The following is an 18,800-nucleotide window of genomic DNA, read 5'->3' on the forward strand; positions in this document are numbered from 1 at the left end:
TCGACTGGCCGCGGCCTTTCGCATCGTGGCTACTTTTTGCTGCGGCGCTCGCTGTGCTCGGGGCGCGCGGCGGCCTCGTCGCCGTCGGCGCTGGGCGGCGACTGCAGCTGCGCCAGCATGTCGCGCAGCTCCTCCAGTTCGCGACGCAGGTAGTCACGGGTGACCACCTCGCCGACCGCCAACCGCAGCGCGGCCAGTTCGCGGGCCAGGTATTCGGTGTCGGCCTTGGTCTGCAGCGCCCGCCTGCGGTCCTCGTCGAGCGAGACGCGGTCCCGGTTCTCCTGGCGGTTCTGCGCGAGCAGGATCAGCGGCGCGGCGTACGCGGCCTGGGTGGAGAACGCCAGGTTGAGCAGAATGAACGGATAGGGATCCCACTGCAGGCTGACCGCGAACAGGTTCAGCGCGATCCAGACGATCACGATGATCGTCTGCCACGCCAGGTAGCGCCCGGTGCCCAGGAACCGGGCGATGGATTCGCTGAACTGCCCGACGGCCTCGGTGTCGAGGTTGAAGTTGAACCGGCGACTGGTCAGCGGCGTGTCGAGCCTGCTGCGGTCGGTCATATCGTCCCCTCGGCGGCGGCCAGGTCGGGTTCCTCGGTCTCGCGCCAGTCGTCGGGCAGCAGATGGTCGAGCACGTCGTCGACCGAGACGGCACCCAGCAGATGATTCTCGTCGTCGACCACCGGCCCGCACACCAGGTTGTACGCGGCGAAGTAACGCGTCACCGCGGCCAGCGAGTCCTCGGGGCCGAGGTTGGGCAGGTCGGTGTCGACGATGCCGCTGACCAGGTCGGCGGGCGGCTCCCGCAGCAGCCGCTGCAGGTGCACACAACCCAGGTAGTGGCCGGTGGGGGTCGCCGTCGGCGGGCGCACCACGAAGACCAGCGACGCCAGCGCCGGGGTCAGGTCGGGGTCGCGGACGCGGGCCAGCGCCTCGGCCACCGTGGTGTCGGGGGCCAGCACCACCGGCTCCGACGTCATCAACCCGCCCGCGGTGTCCGGCGAGTGCGACAGCAGCCGTCGCACGTCCTCGGAGTCCTCGGGGTCCATCCGGCGCAGGAACTGCTCGGCATCCGACGGCGTCATCGAGCCCAGCAGGTCGGCCGCGTCGTCGGGGTCCATCGCCTCGAGGACGTCGGCGGCGCGTTCGGCGGGCAGCCGTTTGAGGACGTCGTGCTGATCGTCCTCGGGCAACTCCTGCAGCACGTCGGCCAGCCGTTCGTCGTCGAGCGCCTTGACGACCTCGTAGCGCCGCTTGGCGGGCAACTCGCGGATGGCCTCGGCCACCTCGATCGCGCGCTGACCCTCGAACTGCTCGAGCAGCTGCGCCACACCCTGATCCGGCATCGCCAACCCGGACGGTGTCAGGCCGTGCACATGATGCCAGTCGATGGCATGCACATTGCTGCGCCGGCCGAGCCGCCGGTGCTGGCGGACCGCCACCTTGGTGACCATCCAGTCGCGGGTCCGGGTCTGCTCGATGCCGAGGTCGACGACGATCAGCGGGACGTTTCGCAGTTCGGGCATGTCGGGGTCGTCGACGCGGACCTCGGTCTCGATCACCTGGCCCAGCACCAGCACCTCGCCGGGTCGCTGCGCGAACCGGCGCAGCGACACGCTGCCGGTGGCCAGCGTCACCGCGCCGGGCTCGATCGACGTCACCCGCAGGATCGGAACGAAAATCCTTCGCCGCGTGAGCAGTTCGACAACCAAGCCGAGGACGCGCGGCTGTTGGCGCACGATGCTGATGCTGATCACCACGTCGCGGACACGGCCGATGGACTCGCCGTCGGGGCCGAGCACCACCATCCCCGCTAGTCGGGCCGCATAGACCCTGTTCACCGCCGCCATAACTCAAAGGGTAAAGACTGTAGGCGTGGAAAACCGATATCGACCCCGCCGAACGGTGCTGTCCGTTCCCGGGAGCAGCGCCAAGATGGTCGAGAAGGCGAAAACACTGGCTGCCGACGAGGTGTTCCTCGACCTCGAGGACGCGGTCGCACCCGACGCCAAAGCCGAGGCCCGCACCCGGGTGGCGACCGCGCTGGCCGAACCGGGTTGGGCCGGACAGCTGCGCGGCGTGCGGGTCAACGACTGGACCACGCCGTGGACCTACGCCGACATCATCGAGGTGGTCTCCACCGCGGGTGCCGCGCTCGACATCGTCGTGCTGCCGAAGGTCACCGACGTTTCGCACATCGAGGCGCTGCATCTGCTGCTGAGCCAGCTCGAGACGACGCACGGTCTGCCGGTCGGGCGCATCGGGATCGAGGCGCAGATCGAGAATGCTCAGGGACTCACCAACATTGACGCGATCGCGGCCGCGCCGCGGGTGCAGGCGCTGGTGCTCGGGCCCGCCGACATGGCGGCCAGCCTGAACATGCGGACACTCGAAGTGGGGGAGCAGCCCGAGGGTTACGACGTCGGCGACGCCCACCACCACGTGCTGATGCGGATCCTGATCGCGGCGCGCACGCACGGTGTGCTGGCGATCGACGGCCCCTACCTCAAGGTTCGCGACGTCGACGGGTTCCGGCGGGTGGCCGGACGGTCGGCGGCGCTCGGCTACGACGGCAAATGGGTGCTGCATCCGGACCAGATCGCCGCGGGCAACGACATTTTCAGTCCGCGGCAGAAGGATTACGACCACGCCGAGCTGATCCTCGAGGCCTACGAGTGGCACACTTCGCGGGCCGGCGGCGCCAGGGGCGCGGCGATGCTGGGTGACGAGATGATCGACGAGGCGAGCCGGAAGATGGCCCTGGTGATCGCCGGGAAGGGCCGCGCCGCAGGCATGAAGCGCGAGGGTGAGCCGTTCCGGCCGCCTCAGTGAACTTGGGCGCGGCTCAGATCCACTGCCATCCGCTGGCGATCAGCGCGACGTAGAGCACCAGGTAGATCAGGTATCCCGCGATCGTCAGCCCACCGATGATCGTGGCGGCCAACGCGATTCCGTAGCCGTCCTGCCTGGTGCGCCTGGTCTCGCGGATCGCGATCACGCCGAGGATGACGCCGGCGATCGCGCTCACGCCGCAGCAGATCACGCCGAGCACCGACGCGACCAGCCCACCGATGGCCTTGCCGTTCGTGCCGGGCGGCTTGCCGACCGGATAGGGGCTGTAGCCGTAGGGACCCGCCGGCGGATAGCCCCAGTACGGCGGCGGATAACCGGGCACCGGCGGCGGCAGATTGTCGGGATAGTCGACCGGCGCGAACGATTCGCCTTGCTGGCCAACGTCTTCCAGCGGCGGGTACTCCCTGGGCTCGTCCGGACCCGGCCCCGTCACCGGTTCAACCGCCGGCCAGCATCGCGATGCCGATCACCACGGTCAGGAAGAACGTCGCCGCGCCGACGGCGATGCCGGCGATCGCCATGGTGCGGCCGCCTTCACCGGTGTCCTTGATCTGGTTGAGCGCAACGACGCCGAGCACGATCCCGACGATCGAGGCGATGCCGCAGAAGAACGGGACCACGCCGATCAGCGACGCCACCAGCGAGCCGATCGCCATCGCGTTCGTCTTCTGTCCCGGCGGCGCCGGATAACCGGGTGCCGGGTACGCACCGTAGGGCGGTGGCGCGCCGTATGGCGGGGGCGGCGGATAGGCGGGCGCCCCGAATGTGGACGGGTCGGGGTAGGGCGGGGGATAGGCGCCGGGCGGAGGGGGTGGGTTATGACCCGGCGGGGGTGGATAGGCGCCCGGCTGCGCAGGCGGATATCCCGGCGGCGGATACGCCGGCGGGTAGTTCGTCGTGGGGTCGTACGCGCCGTATGCCGGCGTCGACGCCGAGGGGTCCACGCCGGATTCCTGGGCTTCTGAAGGAGGATCGGTGTCTTCGGGCATGTCCTCGATCGGCGGCGCCTCGTGGCCGCTCGACGACTCGGACGCACCATCGGCGGGCTCGGATGGTGCCGTTCGTGCCGCGTCGTCGTCCGGATTTGTCATGCTTGTCAACCTAGCGCACGGATCGGGCACCTTCGTGGGCGTCCGATCGTTGGTCCGGGTGAGAGCAGCAACCTGATCGAGCGCGCACGAAAGCGAGAAAGAGGACCCATGACCAGCCCGTTTCAACCTGGATCGAATGCCGGTGCAACGCCAGGCGGTGCGAGCGCGGGCCGCGGCCCTGGTGGTCTGCCCACGCCGCCGAAAGGCTGGCCGATCGGTTCGTACCCGACCTACGCCGAGGCGCAGCGGGCAGTGGATTACCTGTCGGATCAGGAATTCCCCGTGCAGCAGGTGACGATCGTCGGTGTCGACCTCATGCAGGTCGAGCGTGTCACCGGACGCCTGACCTGGCCCAAGGTGCTCGGTGGCGGCGTCCTCACCGGCGCCTGGCTGGGTCTGTTCATCGGCCTGATACTCGGGTTCTTCAGCCCGAGCCCCTGGGGCGCGCTGGCCACCGGCCTGATCGCCGGTGTGTTCTTCGGCTTGATCACGTCCGCGATTCCCTACGCGATGGCTCGTGGCACAAGAGATTTCAGCTCGACGCTGCAACTGGTCGCCGGTCGCTACGACGTGCTGTGCGATCCGCAGAACGCCGAACGCGGCCGGGATTTGCTGGCGCGCTTGACCATCTGAGCCCTCCGGCCGTAGCCCGTTTTCGGGCAATTTGTGCACGTTAGCAATTGCGTAACGGTGTGCGACGCGCGCACCCGAAGTGTTGCAAATCACGTGGTTGTCGCAATACGGTTTGCGCGCGGGGAGTTCCCGCACCGGCCGCTGCAGGGCGGTGACAACGAAAAGCGGATGGAGGCGGGTGGTGCGTCCTCGTCGGCTAGGTGCCGCGGCGATGGCTGCGCTGACGACGGCGTCAATGCTGACGGCGTGCGGGTCGAGCGGCGGCGGAATCGTGATCAACTACTACACGCCGGCAAACGAGGCGCAGACCTTCACCGCCGTCGCCGAGCGGTGCAATGACGAGCTCGGCGGCCGGTTCCGGATCCAGCAGGTCAGCCTGCCCAAGGGCGCCGACGACCAGCGCCTGCAATTGGCCAGGCGGCTGACCGGGAACGACCGAACGCTCGACGTGATGGCGCTCGACGTCGTCTGGACCGCCGAGTTCGCCGAAGCCGGTTGGGCGTTGCCGCTGTCGGACGATCCGGCCGGGCAGGCCGAAGCCGACGCCACGTCGAACACGCTGCCGGGCCCGCTGGAGACCGCCAAGTGGCAGGACCAGCTCTACGCCTCACCGATCACCACCAACACCCAATTGCTGTGGTACCGCGCGGATTTGATGCCCGAACCGCCCGCGACATGGGACGACATGGTGGCCGAGGCGACCCGCCTGCACGCCGCAGGGGGGCCGAGCTGGATTGCGGTGCAAGGTAAGCAGTACGAAGGTCTGGTCGTGTGGTTCAACACGTTGCTGGAAAGCGCGGGCGGACAGGTGCTTTCCGAGGACGGCGAGACCGTCACGCTGACCGACACGCCCGAGCACCGCGCCGCCACCGTCAAGGCGCTGCAGATCATCAAATCGGTCGCCACCGCTCCCGGCGCCGACCCGTCGGTCACCCAGACCGATGAGACCACCGCCCGGCTGGCGCTCGAACAGGGCAAAGCCGCGCTCGAAGTGAACTGGCCCTACGTGCTGCCGTCGCTGCTGGAGAACGCGGTCAAGGGCGGTGTGTCGTTCCTGCCGCTCAACGAGGACCCCGCGCTGGCCGACAGCATCGGTGACGCGGGCACGTTCTCGCCCACCGACGAGCAGTTCGAGGCCGCGTTCGACGCCAGCAAGAAGGTGTTCGGCTTCGCGAACTACCCCGGTGTCCAACCCGACGAACCGGCGAAGGTGACGCTCGGCGGGCTCAACCTCGCCGTCGCCAAGACCACCCAGCACAAGGCCGAGGCGTTCGAGGCCATCCGCTGCCTGCGCAATGTGGAGAACCAGCGCTACACCTCGGTGGAGGGCGGCCTGCCCGCGGTGCGGGCCTCGCTGTACGACGACCCGGCGTTCCAGCAGAAGTACCCGCAGTACGAGATCATCCGCGAGCAGCTCACCAACGCCGCGGTGCGGCCCGCGACACCCGTCTACCAGGCGGTGTCGACGCGGATCTCGGCCACGCTGGCGCCGATCACCGACATCGACCCGGAGCGCACCGCCGACGAGCTGACCGAGCAGGTGCAGAAGGCCATCGAGGGTAAGGGGCTGATCCCGTGACCGCCGCAGTTGACACGCCCGCCCCGGCGGCGACCGCGAGCGGCAGCGACGACCAGCGCTCCGAGCGCCGGCTGGCGTACTGGCTGATCGCGCCGGCAGTGGTGCTGATGCTGGCGGTGACCGGGTATCCCATCGGCTACGCGATCTGGCTGAGCCTGCAGCGCAACAACATGGCCGCACCCGACGACACCGAGTTCGTCGGCCTGGCCAACTACATCACCATCCTCACCGACCAGTACTGGTGGACGGCGTTCTTCGTCACGCTGGCCATCACCGTCGTCTCGGTGGCGATCGAGTTCGTGCTCGGCATGGCGCTGGCACTGGTCATGCACCGCACCATCTTCGGTAAGGGCGTGATCCGCACCGCGGTGCTGATCCCGTACGGCATCGTCACCGTCGCCGCGTCCTACAGCTGGTACTACGCGTGGACGCCGAGCACCGGTTATCTGGCCAACCTGCTGCCCGAGGGCAGCGCGCCGCTCACCGAACAGATCCCGTCGCTGGCGATCGTGGTGCTGGCCGAGGTCTGGAAGACGACGCCGTTCATGGCGCTGCTGCTGCTGGCCGGCCTGGCGCTGGTGCCGCAGGATCTGCTCAACGCCGCGCAGATGGACGGCGCCGGGGCGTGGAAGCGGCTGGTGAAAGTCATCCTGCCGCTGATCAAACCGGCGATCCTGGTGGCGTTGCTGTTCCGCACGCTCGACGCGTTCCGCATCTTCGACAACATCTACGTGCTGACCGGCGGGGCGAACAACACCGGTTCGGTGTCGATCCTCGGTTACGACAACCTGTTCAAGGCGTTCAACGTCGGGTTGGGTTCGGCGATCAGCGTGTTGATCTTCCTGTGCGTGGCGATCATCGCGTTCATCTTCATCAAGATCTTCGGTGCCGCCGCGCCCGGCGCCGCGGAGGAGAGGCGCTGATGGCTGAGCGGGCTGGCGCGTCACGCGCGACGGGATGGGCCGTCATCAACGTTCTGGTCATCATCTACGCGCTGTTCCCGGTGCTGTGGATCCTGTCGCTGTCGCTGAAGCCGACGTCAAGTGTCAAGGACGGCAGGCTGATTCCGGCGGAGATCACGTTCGACAACTACAAGGCGATCTTCCAGGGCAACTTCTTCACCTCGGCGCTGATTAACTCGATCGGCGTCGGGCTGATCACGACGGTCATCGCGGTGGTGATCGGCGGGATGGCGGCCTACGCGGTCGCGCGGCTGGACTTCCCCGGTAAACAACTGCTGATCGGGGTCGCGCTGCTGATCGCGATGTTCCCCCACATCTCGCTCGTCACACCGATTTTCAACATCGAGCGTGCGGTCGGACTGTTCGACACCTGGCCCGGGCTGATCATCCCCTACATCACCTTCGCGCTGCCGCTGGCGATCTACACGCTGTCGGCGTTCTTTAGGGAGATCCCGTGGGATCTGGAGAAGGCCGCCAAGATGGACGGCGCCACACCGGCGCAGGCGTTCCGCCGGGTGATCGCCCCGCTGGCCGCGCCCGGCATCGTCACCGCGGCGATCCTGGTGTTCATCTTCGCGTGGAACGACCTGCTGCTGGCGCTGTCGCTGACCGCGACCGAACGCGCGATCACTGCGCCGGTGGCGATCGCGAACTTCACCGGCAGCTCGCAGTTCGAGGAACCGACCGGGTCGATCGCCGCGGGCGCGATGGTCATCACGATCCCGATCATCGTCTTTGTACTTATTTTCCAACGACGGATCGTCGCCGGCCTGACATCCGGCGCGGTGAAGGGGTAGTTCCATGGCCGAAATTGTGTTGGACCGGGTGACCAAGAGTTACCCCAACGGCGCGACGGCCGTCCACGAGTTGTCGATGACGATCGCCGACGGCGAGTTCATCATCCTCGTGGGTCCGTCCGGATGCGGAAAGTCCACCACCCTCAACATGATTGCGGGCCTCGAGGACATCACGTCGGGGGAGCTGCGCATCGGTGGCGAGCGGGTCAACGAGAAGGCACCCAAGGACCGCGACATCGCGATGGTGTTCCAGTCCTACGCGTTGTATCCGCACATGACCGTCCGGCAGAACATCGCGTTCCCGCTGACGCTGGCCAAGATGGGCAAGGCCGAGATCGCCACCAAGGTCGAGGAAGCCGCCAAGATCCTCGACCTGACCGACTTCCTGGACCGGCGCCCCGCGCAGCTGTCCGGCGGGCAGCGCCAGCGCGTCGCCATGGGCCGCGCGATCGTGCGTAACCCCAAGGCGTTCCTGATGGACGAGCCGCTGTCCAACCTCGACGCCAAACTGCGCGTGCAGATGCGTTCGGAGATCGCGCGGCTGCAGGACCGGCTGGGCACGACGACCGTCTACGTCACCCACGACCAGACCGAGGCGATGACCCTCGGTGACCGGGTGGTCGTGCTGCTGGCCGGCGTCGCCCAGCAGATCGGCACCCCCGACGAGCTCTACAACCGGCCGGCCAACCTGTTCGTCGCCGGCTTCATCGGCTCGCCGGCGATGAACTTCTTCCCCGCCACGCTCACCGACATCGGGGTCCGGCTGCCGTTCGGCGAGGTGACGCTGACAGCCGAACTGCACGACCAGCTTTCGCGGCAGAAGGCCAACAACCTGATCGTCGGGATCCGGCCCGAGCACTTCGAGGACGCCGCCGTGCTCGACGGGTATGCCCGGATCCGGGCGCTGACCTTCGAGGTGAAGGTCGACTTCGTCGAGTCGCTGGGCGCCGACAAGTACGTGCACTTCAAGACCGAGGGCGCCGGTGCCCGCTCCGCGCAGCTCGCCGAGCTGGCCGCCGAGTCGGGCGTCGGTGAAAACGAGTTCGTGGCACGGGTTTCCGTCGAGTCGGCGGCCCGCCAGGGCGAGACGATCCAACTCGCGTTCGACACCTCGAAGCTGGCGATCTTTGATCCCGAGACCGGCAAGAACCTGACGCTGTCCGACGGGGTGGCAAGCGAACCGCCCGCTCCCGCAGCCGAACCCGCGCCCCCGCCCGCCGAGTGATCGACGTCCTGGCCGAGGTCCGCGCGCACGTGCGTGAGCACTTCGCCCGCGCCGGTGTCACCGGCGAACCCGACCAGGCCAGCGTCACGTTCCTGGGCACCGAGACGATCGACATACTGCGCTTCGGTCCCGACCCCGAGGGCGTCGCCACCTATGTGTCGCTCGGGTGCTCGCGGCACCCGATGTTCGAGCCGACCGAGATGGTGACCGACGCGCTGCACGGACCGCGCGCCGAGGTGACCGTCGCACTCCGTGGTCCGTCGCCTCGCGGGCTGTCCCGCTCGATCGCGATCGTCGCGGCTGCGCCCGCGGTCGAGGGGCTGATTCTGGAACCGGATGCGTTGATCGACCTCGAGACCCCGCTGTGGGAGGAGGCGTCGTTCACCGCATTCTTGTTGGGCGACAGCGCGATCGGTGAGGTCGCGCTACCGGCACCGCTGCAGCCGGTGAAGGTGCTGGCCGCGACGCCGATCACCGCGACCGAGGCCGCCTGGGTGCGGCTCAAGGGCGCCGATGCGATGCGCGAAGCGTGGACCCAGGACGGCGTCGACGTGCTCGACCCGCGGCGGCGGGCGGCCAAACCGAGCTAGAGCCAGTGGTTGCGGCGGAACGCCCGGAACAGCAGTCCGCAGATGAGCACCATCAGCGTCAGCACCGCGGGATAACCCCACGTCCACCCGAGCTCGGGCATGTGCTCGAAGTTCATGCCGTAGATGCCGGCGATCGCGGTGGGCACCGCGGCGATCGCCACATACGCCGAGATCTTGCGCATGTCGGTGTTCTGCTGCATCGCGACCTTGCCGACCGCCGCCTGCACGAGCGAGCTGAGCACCTCGTCGAAGCTGGCGATGCGGTCGGAAGCCTTGATCGCGTGGTCGAGCACGTCGCCCATGTACCGCAGAATCTCGACCGAGATCAGGTCGGCGTGCTCGGCGCCGAGCCGCTGCAGATCCGTGGCGAGAGGTCCGACCGCGCGGCGCAGCTCTACGACCTCCCGCTTGAGCAGGTAGATGCACTCGATGTCGGTCCTGACCTCCGGGGAGAACACGTCCTCCTCCATCGCGTCGATGTCGGTCTCGATCGAGTCGGTGACCTCGAGGTAGCCGTCGACGACGTGGTCGGCGATCGCGTGCATCACCGCGTAGGGACCGAGCGCCAGGAGGTGCGGGGAGGCGTCGAGGTGCTTGCGGACCCCGGCCAGACCGCCGTGTTCGCCGTGGCGGACGGTGACCACGAAGTCGGGGCCGACGAACACCATGATCTCGCCGGTCTCGACGATCTCGCGCGCATGCCGGATCGAGTCGTGTTCGACATAGGTGACGGTCTTGAGGACGAGGAACAGCGTGTCGTCGTAGCGTTCCAGCTTCGGCCGCTGATGGGCGTGCACCGCATCCTCGACGGCCAGCGGGTGCAGACCGAACACGTCGGCGACCGTCTGCATCTGCCGTTCGTCGGGTTCGTGAAAACCGATCCAGACGAACGCATTTCTGCCTTCGTCGCGTAGCTCACGAACCTTGTCCTGCGCCGCGTTGTGGGTGTAGCGACCGGGCAGCCGGGTGCCGTCGCAGTAGATACCGCAGTCGACGGTGGCCTGCGAGACCGGCACGCGGACCGCCTTGGCCTGGGTTTGGGGCAACGCGCGAAACGACGGCATCGGGTCACTCCCCCCAGGACGGTGCGGCCCGGTTATGGGTCCTGGTCGATGCTACGCGGCTGCCCGTGACGGCTGCCTGCTAGTTTCGTCCCGGAACCCACATCCGTCCAAGGAGCATCGACGTGAGCACTACTCCCCTCAAGGTCGCCGTCACCGGTGCCGCCGGTCAGATCGGCTACAGCCTGCTGTTCCGCATCGCAAGCGGTTCACTGCTCGGCCCGGACCGGCCGGTCGAGCTGCGGCTGCTCGAGATCGAGCCGGCGCTCAAAGCGCTCGAGGGTGTCGTCATGGAACTCGACGACTGCGCGTTCCCGCTGCTGTCCGGCGTCGAGATCGGCTCGGACGCGAACAAGATCTTCAACGGGGTGAACCTGGCCCTGCTGGTCGGCGCCCGCCCGCGCGGCCCAGGCATGGAACGCGGCGACCTGCTCGAGGCCAACGGCGCGATCTTCACCGCCCAGGGCAAGGCGCTCAACGAGGTCGCCGCCGACGACGTGCGCATCGGGGTGACCGGCAACCCGGCCAACACCAACGCACTGATCGCGATGACCAACGCCCCCGACATCCCGCAGGAGCGGTTCTCGGCGCTGACCCGCCTGGACCACAACCGCGCGATCAGCCAGCTGGCCCGCAAGACCGGCGCCAAGGTCACCGACATCAAGAAGATGACGATCTGGGGCAACCACTCGGCCACCCAGTACCCCGACATCTTCCACGCCGAGGTCGGCGGCAAGAACGCCGCCGAGGCGGTCAACGACCAGGTCTGGATCGAGAACGACTTCATCCCGACGGTCGCCAAGCGCGGCGCGGCGATCATCGATGCCCGCGGTGCCTCGTCGGCGGCCTCGGCCGCGTCGGCGACCGTCGACGCCGCCCGGGACTGGCTGTTGGGCACTCCGGCGGACGACTGGGTGTCGATGGCCGTGGTCTCCGACGGCTCCTACGGCGTGCCCGAGGGTCTGATCTCGTCGTTCCCGGTGACGACCAAGGACGGCAACTGGTCGATCGTGCAGGGCCTCGACATCGACGACTTCTCGCGCGGCCGCATCGACAAGTCGACCGCCGAACTCGCCGACGAGCGCAAGGCGGTCACCGATCTCGGGCTGATCTGATCCGCCCGAGTTGATGCCCGAGGCGATTAGGTTACCTACCAGTTCGTCGTTAACCTGGGCGCCGTGTCGCAAGCGTTGAGAGACCTTCCAGTGACCCGATCCCAAATCGTCGTCAGCGACGAGGAGATCTTCGCGGCCCACCTCGGCGGCAAGCTCTCGACGGCGCTGAGTTCGCCGCTCGACACCGAGCGCGCCCTGTCGATCGCCTACACCCCAGGGGTGGCCCAGGTCAGCCGTGCGATCGCGGCCGACCACACCCTGGCCGCCCGCTACACCTGGGCCAACCAGCTGGTGGCGGTGGTCAGCGACGGCAGCGCGGTGCTCGGCCTCGGCGACATCGGCCCCGCCGCGTCGCTGCCGGTGATGGAGGGCAAGAGCGCGCTGTTCAAGGCGTTCGCCGACCTCGACTCGATCCCGATCGTGCTGGACACCAAGGATCCCGACGAGATCGTCGAGACCCTGATCCGGCTGCGGCCGACGTTCGGGGCGGTCAACCTGGAGGACATCTCCGCGCCGCGCTGCTTCGAGATCGAGCGTCGCCTGATCGAGGCGCTGGACTGCCCGGTCATGCACGACGACCAGCACGGCACCGCGATCGTCGTGCTGGCCGCGTTGCTCGGGGCGGCCAAGGTCGTCGAGCGCGACATGGCGTCGATGCGGGTCGTCGTCTCCGGCGCCGGCGCGGCGGGCGTGGCGTGCGCGAAGATCCTGATCGCCGCGGGCGTCACCGACATCACGCTGCTCGACACGCAGGGCATCCTGCACAAGGACCGCGAGGGCCTGAACACGCACAAGGCCGAGATGGCCGCGTGCAGCAATCCGCGCGGGCTGACCGGCGGGATGGCCGAGGCGCTCGCGGGCGCCGACGTGTTCCTCGGGCTGTGCGGCGGGGTGGTGCCCGGTGAGTTGATCGCGACGATGGCGCCGAACGCGATCGTGTTCGCGCTGTCGAACCCGGACCCGGAGATCCATCCCGACGAAGCGCGCAAGTACGCCGCCGTCGTCGCCACCGGACGCAGCGACTTCCCGAACCAGATCAACAACGTGCTGGCCTTCCCCGGGGTGTTCCGCGGTGCGCTCGACGCCGGCGCCCGCCGCATCACCGAGCGAATGAAAGTCGCTGCCGCCGAGGCGATCTTCTCGGTCGTCGGCGACGATCTGTCCGCCGACTGCATCGTGCCGAGCGTGCTCGACCCGCGGGTGGCGCCCGCGGTGGCGCAGGCCGTCGCCGCGGTGTCCGGCGACTAGGTCACCCGTGAGCCGGCTCGCGCTGGCGCTCGTCGCGCTGGTCGTGGCGGGCGGGTGCGGTGGCACGTCGACCGCGCCGTCGATCCCGGTCGGCGCGACGCCGGAGGCCTCACTGGTCGCCCATCTGTACGCCGCCGCATTGCGGTCCTACGGCAGCGCGGCCCACGTCGAGAGCCGCGAGGATCCGCTGCTCGGGCTGGATTCCGGCGAACTGCGCGTCGTGCCCGGGTTCACCGGACGGCTGCTGCACCGGTTCGACCCCGACGCCACCGCGCGCGCGGCCACGCAGGTGTATCGCGAGATGGTGTCGGCCCTGCCCGAGGGCGTCGGCGCGGGGGACTACACGACGTCGGCAGAAGACAAACCCGCGCTCGCGGTCACCGACGCGACCGCCGAGGCGTGGGGCGGGCGCGACGTGACCGCCGCCGTGCGCAACTGCGACGGGTTGACGGTCGCCGCCGTCGTCGACGCGCCGCGGCCGGCGACGATCGGCACATGCACGCCGAAGGTGCGCGAATTCCCCGACGCGGCACGGGCTTTCGGTGCGGTCCGCAGCGGGCGGGCGAAGGCGGCGTGGACGTCGACCGCGGCGCCGGGCATCCCCACCGAACTGCTGATGCTCTCGGACCGCACGTCGCTGATCCGCGCGGAGAACCTGGTGCCGCTGTACCGGCGCAACGAACTCAACGAGTCACAGGCGCTGGCGCTCAACGAGGTCGCCGGTGTGCTCGACACCGCGGCGCTCGCCGAGATGCGGGCCAAGGTCGCCGACGGCGCCGACCCGGGACACGTCGCCGACGCGTTCCTGGCCGAGCACCCCCTCGGCGACTAGTGCGCGTTGGGGACCAGCCGCTTCACCACGGTCAAGAACAGCGACTGATAGCCCGACCCGGTGAGCCGCACGATCACGTCGAGCACCTTGGCGTCCGCGCCGACCAGCACCCGGGCCCGGTTCTTTCGCACACCGTCGAGGATGATCTTGGCCGCCTGCTCCGGGGTGGTCCGCGTCAGCCTGGTGTCGAACGTCTTGGTCAGGCCTTCACGGTCGACACCCTCGGCGGCAGTCGAGTTGCGCATGATCGCCGTCTTGATCCCACCGGGGTGAATGGTGGTCACCTTGACCGGATGACCGGCGGCCTGCATCTCCTGACGCAACGCCTCGGTGAACCCGCGCACCGCGAACTTCGCCGAGTTGTAGGCCGCCTGGCCCGGCACCGAGAAGATGCCGAACAAGCTCGAGACGTTGACGACATGCCCGTCGCCGGAGGCGATCAGGTGCGGCAGGAACGACTTCGTCCCGTTGACGACGCCCCAGAAGTCGACGTCCATCACCCGCTCGATGTCCTTGTACGGCGTGACCTCGACGTCGCCGACGTAGGCGATGCCCGCGTTGTTGTAGATCTGGTTGACCTTGCCGAAGTGCTCGACGACGGCGTCGGCGTACAGCTCGAACGCCTCACGCTCGGTCACGTCGAGGCGGTCGGCCTTGACCGGCGCGCCGATCGCCTTGATGCGCTCCTCTGTGGCGGCCAGGCCCTCGGTGTCGACGTCGCTGATCGCCACGCTGGCGCCCGACTTGGCCAGTTCGATCGCCAGCGCCTGACCGATGCCCGATCCGGCGCCCGTGACGACCGCGACCTTTCCGGCGAAGCCCTCCATAGCCACTCCTTCGCTCGCTTCCGTCACGAGGGTAGCCGGTACCGGCGGTCACCCGATCGCCGAGACCGACGCAATGGTCGATTACACGGCTCGCGATCGACCATTACGTCGGTTTCGAGTGAGCGGAGAGCTCAGGCGAACGCCTCGTCGATGATCTCCTGCTGCTCGACCGCGTGCACCTTCGACGAACCCGACGACGGCGCCGACATGGCCCGGCGCGACACCCGGCGGATGCCGGTCAGCTTCTCCGGCAGCACCTCCGGCAGCGTCAACCCGAAGATCGGCCATGCGCCCTGGTTCGCCGGCTCCTCCTGCACCCAGAAGAACTGCTCGGCGTTGGGGTACTGATCGAGCGTCTCGGCCAGCCGGCGCCGCGGCAGCGGGGCGAGCTGTTCGACGCGCACGATCGCGAGGTCGTCGCGCTCTTCCTTGTTCTTGCGGGCGACGAGTTCGTAGTAGATCTTTCCGCTCGTCAACAGCACCCGCTTGGCCTTGCTGCGGTCGCCGTCGCCGTCGGTGTACGTCGGCTCCTCGATCACCGAGCGGAACTTCTGCTCGGTGAAGTCGCGAATGTCGCTGACCGCGGCCTTGTTTCGCAGCATCGACTTCGGCGTGAACACGATCAGCGGCCGGTGAATGCCGTCCATCGCGTGCCGCCGAAGCAGGTGGAAGTAGTTCGCAGGCGTCGACGGCATCGCGATCGTCATCGACCCCTCGGCCCACAGCAGCAGGAACCGCTCGATGCGGCCCGACGTGTGGTCGGGGCCCTGACCCTCGTGGCCGTGCGGCAGCAGCAGCACCACGTCGGACAGCTGGCCCCACTTGGCCTCACCGGAGCTGATGAACTCGTCGATGATCGACTGGGCGCCGTTGACGAAGTCGCCGAACTGCGCCTCCCACAACACAAGTGCCTCGGGGTTGCCCACCGAGTACCCGTACTCGAAGCCGACCGCCGCGAACTCTGACAGCGGCGAGTCGTACACCATGAACCGGCCGCCGGTCGGCGCGCCGTCCTTGTCGAGGGTCAGCAGTTGCAGCGGGGTGAACTCCTGACCGGACGCGCGGTCGATGATCACCGAGTGCCGCTGGGTGAACGTGCCACGCCGAGTGTCCTGACCCGACAGGCGCACCGTCTTGCCCTCGGCGATCAGCGAACCGAGCGCCAGCAGTTCGGCGAACGCCCAGTCCACCTTGCCCTCGTAGGCCATCTCGCGGCGCTTCTCCAGCACCGGCTTGACGCGGGGGTGCACGTTGAAGCCCTCGGGCAGCGCCAGGTGCGCGTCACCGATGCGGGCCAGCAGCGACTTGTCCACCGCGGTGTTCATCCCCGCGGGCACCATCTGATCGGCCTCGACCGACGCGCTCGGCTCGATCTCGTGTTTCTCCAGATCGCGCACTTCGTTGAAGACTCGTTCGAGCTGACCCTGGTAGTCGCGCAGGGCGTCTTCGGCTTCCTTCATCGAGATGTCGCCGCGGCCGATCAGCGCCTCGGTGTAGCTCTTGCGCACACCGCGTTTGACGTCGATGGCGTCGTACATGGCCGGCTGTGTCATCGACGGGTCGTCGCCCTCGTTGTGCCCGCGCCGGCGGTAGCACAGCATGTCGATGACGACGTCCTTCTTGAACTTCTGCCGGAAGTCGACGGCCAGGCGGGCGACCCAGGCCGCGGCCTCGGGATCGTCGCCGTTGACGTGGAAGATCGGCGCGCCCACCATCTTGGCCACATCGGTGCAGTACTCCGAGGACTTGGCGTCCGAAGGCGAAGTGGTGAAACCGATCTGGTTGTTGACGATGATGTGGATGGTGCCGCCGGTGCGGTAGCCGCGCAGCAGCGCCAGGTTCAGCGTCTCGGCGACCACGCCCTGCCCGGCGAACGCCGCGTCACCGTGCAGCATCAGCGGCACGACGGTGAACCCGTCGTCGGCGTCGCCCTTGTCCAGCAGGTCCTGCTTGGCCCGCACCAGGCCCTCCAGCACCGGGTCGACGGCCTCGAGGTGCGACGGGTTGGCCACCAGCGACACCTCGATGTCGTTGTCGCCGAACATCTGGATATAGGTGCCGTTCGCGCCGAGGTGGTACTTGACGTCGCCGGAGCCGTGCGCCTGCGACGGGTTCAGGTTGCCCTCGAACTCGGAGAAGATCTGCGAGTACGGCTTGCCGACGATGTTGGCCAGCACGTTGAGCCGACCGCGGTGCGGCATGCCGATGACGACCTCGTCGAGCCCGTGCTCGGCGCACTGGTCGATGACGGCGTCCATCGTCGGGATCACCGTCTCCGCACCCTCCAGCGAGAACCGCTTCTGCCCAACGTATTTCGTCTGCAGGAACGTCTCGAACGCCTCGGCGGCGTTGAGCTTGCTCAGGATGTACTTCTGCTCGGCGACCGTCGGCTTCTCGTGCTTGACCTCGATCCGGTCCTGCAGCCACTGCTGCTGCTCGGGCTCGAGGATGTGGGTGTACTCCACGCCGATGTGGCGGCAGTACGAGTCGCGCAGCAGACCCAGCACGTCGCGCAGCTTCTTGTGCTCGGCGCCGGCGAAGCCGTTGACCTTGAACTCGCGGTCCAGGTCCCACAGCGTCAGGCCGTGGGTCAGCACGTCGAGGTCCGGGTGGCTGCGGAACCGGTTCTTGTCCAGCCGCAGCGGGTCGATGTCGGCCATCAGGTGACCGCGGTTGCGGTACGCGGCGATCAGCTCGATGACGCGGGCGTTCTTGTCCTCGATCGAATCCGGGTTGTCGGTGCGCCACCGCACCGGCTCGTACGGGATGCCGAGTTCACGGAACGTCTCGTCGTAGAAGTCGTCGTCGAGCAGCAACTGGTGCACCGTGCGCAGGAAGTCGCCGGACTCGGCACCCTGGATGATGCGGTGGTCGTACGTCGACGTCAGCGTGACCAGCTTGCCGACACCGAGGTCGGCGATGCGCTCGTCGCTGGCGCCCTGGAACTCGGCGGGGTACTCCATCGCGCCGACACCGATGATCGCACCCTGGCCCCGCATCAACCGCGGGACCGAGTGTACGGTGCCGATGGTGCCCGGGTTGGTCAGTGAAATCGTCACGCCGCCAAAGTCTTCGGCGGTCAGCTTGCCGTCGCGGGCCCGCCGGACGATGTCCTCGTAGGCCGCGATGAACTGGCCGAACGACATCGCCTCGGCGCCCTTGATGCCGGCGACGACGAGCTGCCGGTTGCCGTCCTTGCCCTGCAGGTCGATCGCCAGGCCCAGGTTGACGTGTTCGGGCGTCACCGCGTTCGGCTTGCCGTCCACCTCGGCGAAGTGGCGGTTCATGTTCGGGAACTTCTTGACCGCCTGCACGACCGCGTAGCCGATCAGGTGGGTGAACGAAATCTTGCCGCCGCGAGTGCGTTTGAGGTGGTTGTTGATGACGATGCGGTTGTCGATCATCAGCTTGGCCGGGATCGCGCGCACACTGGTCGCGGTCGGCACCTCGAGTGAGGCCGACATGTTCTTCACGACCGCGGCGGCCGCGCCGCGCAGCACCTGCGACTCCTCGCCACCACCTGAGGGCGCCTTGGCGTCGGGCTTCTTCGGCTCCGGCTTCTTGGCCTCTTGCTTCTTCGCTTCCGGCTTGTCGGAAGGCTTGTCACTGGGCTTGTCGGCCGGCTTGGCCGCCGGCGCCTTCTTCTCGGGCGCCTTCTCCGCTGCGGGCTTGGGTGACGGCTTGGCCGCGGGCTTGCTCGCCGCGCCGTTGCTGTCGCTCTGCTTGGGTGCCGGAGCGGGTGCGGGTTCCGGCGGGCTCACGGGCCCGGCGCCGCGCTGCCCGTTACCGGACTGGCTGCCACTGCGGACCTGGCTCTCGGAGGTCGGCTCGGGGGAGTAGTCGACCAGAAATTCATGCCAACTCGGATCCACCGACGAGGGGTCCTCGCGGAACTTGCGGTACATCTCCTCGACCAACCACTCGTTCTGACCGAATGGTGAAGGTGAGCTCACGGTAGCTACTCGCCTCGATTCCTTCGTTTCAC

General features: G+C 68.1%; 17 protein-coding genes. 10 read left to right on the forward strand and 7 right to left on the reverse strand.

Annotated features, from left to right (window positions below):
- Nucleotides 1-29 precede the first annotated feature (29 nt).
- Nucleotides 30-563, reverse strand: a complete 534-nt coding sequence (locus BLW81_RS14585) for a DUF1003 domain-containing protein (protein ID WP_083407776.1) — start codon at nt 561-563, stop codon at nt 30-32.
- The gene (locus tag BLW81_RS14590) at nt 560-1,852 is read right to left on the reverse strand and encodes a magnesium transporter MgtE N-terminal domain-containing protein (protein WP_083407777.1); all 1,293 of its coding nucleotides are present in this window, start codon (nt 1,850-1,852) and stop codon (nt 560-562) included. The genes BLW81_RS14585 and BLW81_RS14590 overlap by 4 nt, the downstream gene beginning before the upstream one ends.
- Nucleotides 1,853-1,877: 25 nt before the next feature.
- On the opposite strand from BLW81_RS14590, the gene BLW81_RS14595 reads away from it, so the two are divergent.
- Nucleotides 1,878-2,834 carry an HpcH/HpaI aldolase/citrate lyase family protein gene (locus BLW81_RS14595; RefSeq protein WP_083407778.1) on the forward strand — a complete coding sequence of 319 codons (957 nt, stop codon included), beginning with the start codon at nt 1,878-1,880 and terminating at the stop codon, nt 2,832-2,834.
- Between the two features lie 13 nt (nt 2,835-2,847).
- Here BLW81_RS14595 and BLW81_RS14600 read toward each other — a convergent pair whose 3' ends face one another.
- Together BLW81_RS14600 and BLW81_RS14605 are read right to left on the reverse strand one after the other, a co-directional pair.
- Nucleotides 2,848-3,288 carry a DUF4190 domain-containing protein gene (locus BLW81_RS14600; RefSeq protein WP_083407779.1) on the reverse strand — a complete coding sequence of 147 codons (441 nt, stop codon included), beginning with the start codon at nt 3,286-3,288 and terminating at the stop codon, nt 2,848-2,850.
- Nucleotides 3,289-3,292: 4 nt separating this feature from the next.
- On the reverse strand, nt 3,293-3,946 hold the full coding sequence (locus BLW81_RS14605; protein ID WP_083407780.1) for a DUF4190 domain-containing protein: 654 nt from the start codon (nt 3,944-3,946) through the stop codon (nt 3,293-3,295).
- A gap of 108 nt (nt 3,947-4,054) precedes the next feature.
- On the opposite strand from BLW81_RS14605, the gene BLW81_RS14610 reads away from it, so the two are divergent.
- The 6 genes from BLW81_RS14610 (at nt 4,055) to BLW81_RS14635 (ending at nt 9,732) form a co-directional block, all read left to right on the forward strand.
- Entirely contained in the window at nt 4,055-4,579 is a 525-nt protein-coding gene (locus BLW81_RS14610; RefSeq protein ID WP_083407781.1) for a YflT domain-containing protein, read from the forward strand.
- Nucleotides 4,580-4,760: 181 nt separating this feature from the next.
- Nucleotides 4,761-6,158, forward strand: coding sequence for an ABC transporter substrate-binding protein (locus tag BLW81_RS14615; protein ID WP_083410551.1), 1,398 nt, complete (start codon nt 4,761-4,763; stop codon nt 6,156-6,158).
- Nucleotides 6,155-7,081 (forward strand): carbohydrate ABC transporter permease, encoded by a 927-nt coding sequence (locus BLW81_RS14620; protein WP_083407782.1) that lies wholly within the window; start codon nt 6,155-6,157, stop codon nt 7,079-7,081. Before BLW81_RS14615 ends, BLW81_RS14620 begins: the two co-directional genes overlap by 4 nt.
- Nucleotides 7,081-7,917, forward strand: coding sequence for a carbohydrate ABC transporter permease (locus BLW81_RS14625; protein ID WP_083407783.1), 837 nt, complete (start codon nt 7,081-7,083; stop codon nt 7,915-7,917). Before BLW81_RS14620 ends, BLW81_RS14625 begins: the two co-directional genes overlap by 1 nt.
- 4 nt (nt 7,918-7,921) lie before the next feature.
- Nucleotides 7,922-9,142: an ABC transporter ATP-binding protein gene (locus BLW81_RS14630; RefSeq protein ID WP_083407784.1), complete on the forward strand. Its 1,221-nt coding sequence runs from the start codon at nt 7,922-7,924 to the stop codon at nt 9,140-9,142.
- Nucleotides 9,139-9,732 carry a suppressor of fused domain protein gene (locus BLW81_RS14635; RefSeq protein ID WP_083407785.1) on the forward strand — a complete coding sequence of 198 codons (594 nt, stop codon included), beginning with the start codon at nt 9,139-9,141 and terminating at the stop codon, nt 9,730-9,732. The genes BLW81_RS14630 and BLW81_RS14635 overlap by 4 nt, the downstream gene beginning before the upstream one ends.
- Here BLW81_RS14635 and corA read toward each other — a convergent pair.
- Entirely contained in the window at nt 9,729-10,796 is a 1,068-nt protein-coding gene (corA, locus tag BLW81_RS14640) for a magnesium/cobalt transporter CorA (RefSeq protein ID WP_083407786.1), read from the reverse strand. The two genes, BLW81_RS14635 and corA, sit on opposite strands and share 4 nt — an antisense overlap.
- 122 nt (nt 10,797-10,918) lie before the next feature.
- On the opposite strand from corA, the gene BLW81_RS14645 reads away from it, so the two are divergent.
- The 3 genes from BLW81_RS14645 (at nt 10,919) to BLW81_RS14655 (ending at nt 13,988) form a co-directional block, all read left to right on the forward strand.
- A complete protein-coding gene (locus BLW81_RS14645; RefSeq protein WP_083407787.1) occupies nt 10,919-11,908 on the forward strand; it encodes a malate dehydrogenase in 990 nt (329 codons plus the stop codon).
- Nucleotides 11,909-11,971: 63 nt separating this feature from the next.
- Nucleotides 11,972-13,156 carry an NAD(P)-dependent malic enzyme gene (locus BLW81_RS14650; RefSeq protein ID WP_173839628.1) on the forward strand — a complete coding sequence of 395 codons (1,185 nt, stop codon included), beginning with the start codon at nt 11,972-11,974 and terminating at the stop codon, nt 13,154-13,156.
- A gap of 7 nt (nt 13,157-13,163) precedes the next feature.
- Nucleotides 13,164-13,988 (forward strand): glycine betaine ABC transporter substrate-binding protein, encoded by an 825-nt coding sequence (locus BLW81_RS14655; RefSeq protein ID WP_083407788.1) that lies wholly within the window; start codon nt 13,164-13,166, stop codon nt 13,986-13,988.
- Here BLW81_RS14655 and BLW81_RS14660 read toward each other — a convergent pair.
- Nucleotides 13,985-14,815: an SDR family NAD(P)-dependent oxidoreductase gene (locus BLW81_RS14660; RefSeq protein WP_083407789.1), complete on the reverse strand. Its 831-nt coding sequence runs from the start codon at nt 14,813-14,815 to the stop codon at nt 13,985-13,987. The two genes, BLW81_RS14655 and BLW81_RS14660, sit on opposite strands and share 4 nt — an antisense overlap.
- A gap of 131 nt (nt 14,816-14,946) precedes the next feature.
- Nucleotides 14,947-18,720, reverse strand: coding sequence for a multifunctional oxoglutarate decarboxylase/oxoglutarate dehydrogenase thiamine pyrophosphate-binding subunit/dihydrolipoyllysine-residue succinyltransferase subunit (locus BLW81_RS14665; protein WP_235632322.1), 3,774 nt, complete (start codon nt 18,718-18,720; stop codon nt 14,947-14,949).
- Nucleotides 18,721-18,800 lie beyond the last annotated feature (80 nt).

Origin of the sequence: Mycolicibacterium rutilum (assembly GCF_900108565.1) — a bacterium.
GTDB lineage: Bacteria > Actinomycetota > Actinomycetes > Mycobacteriales > Mycobacteriaceae > Mycobacterium > Mycobacterium rutilum.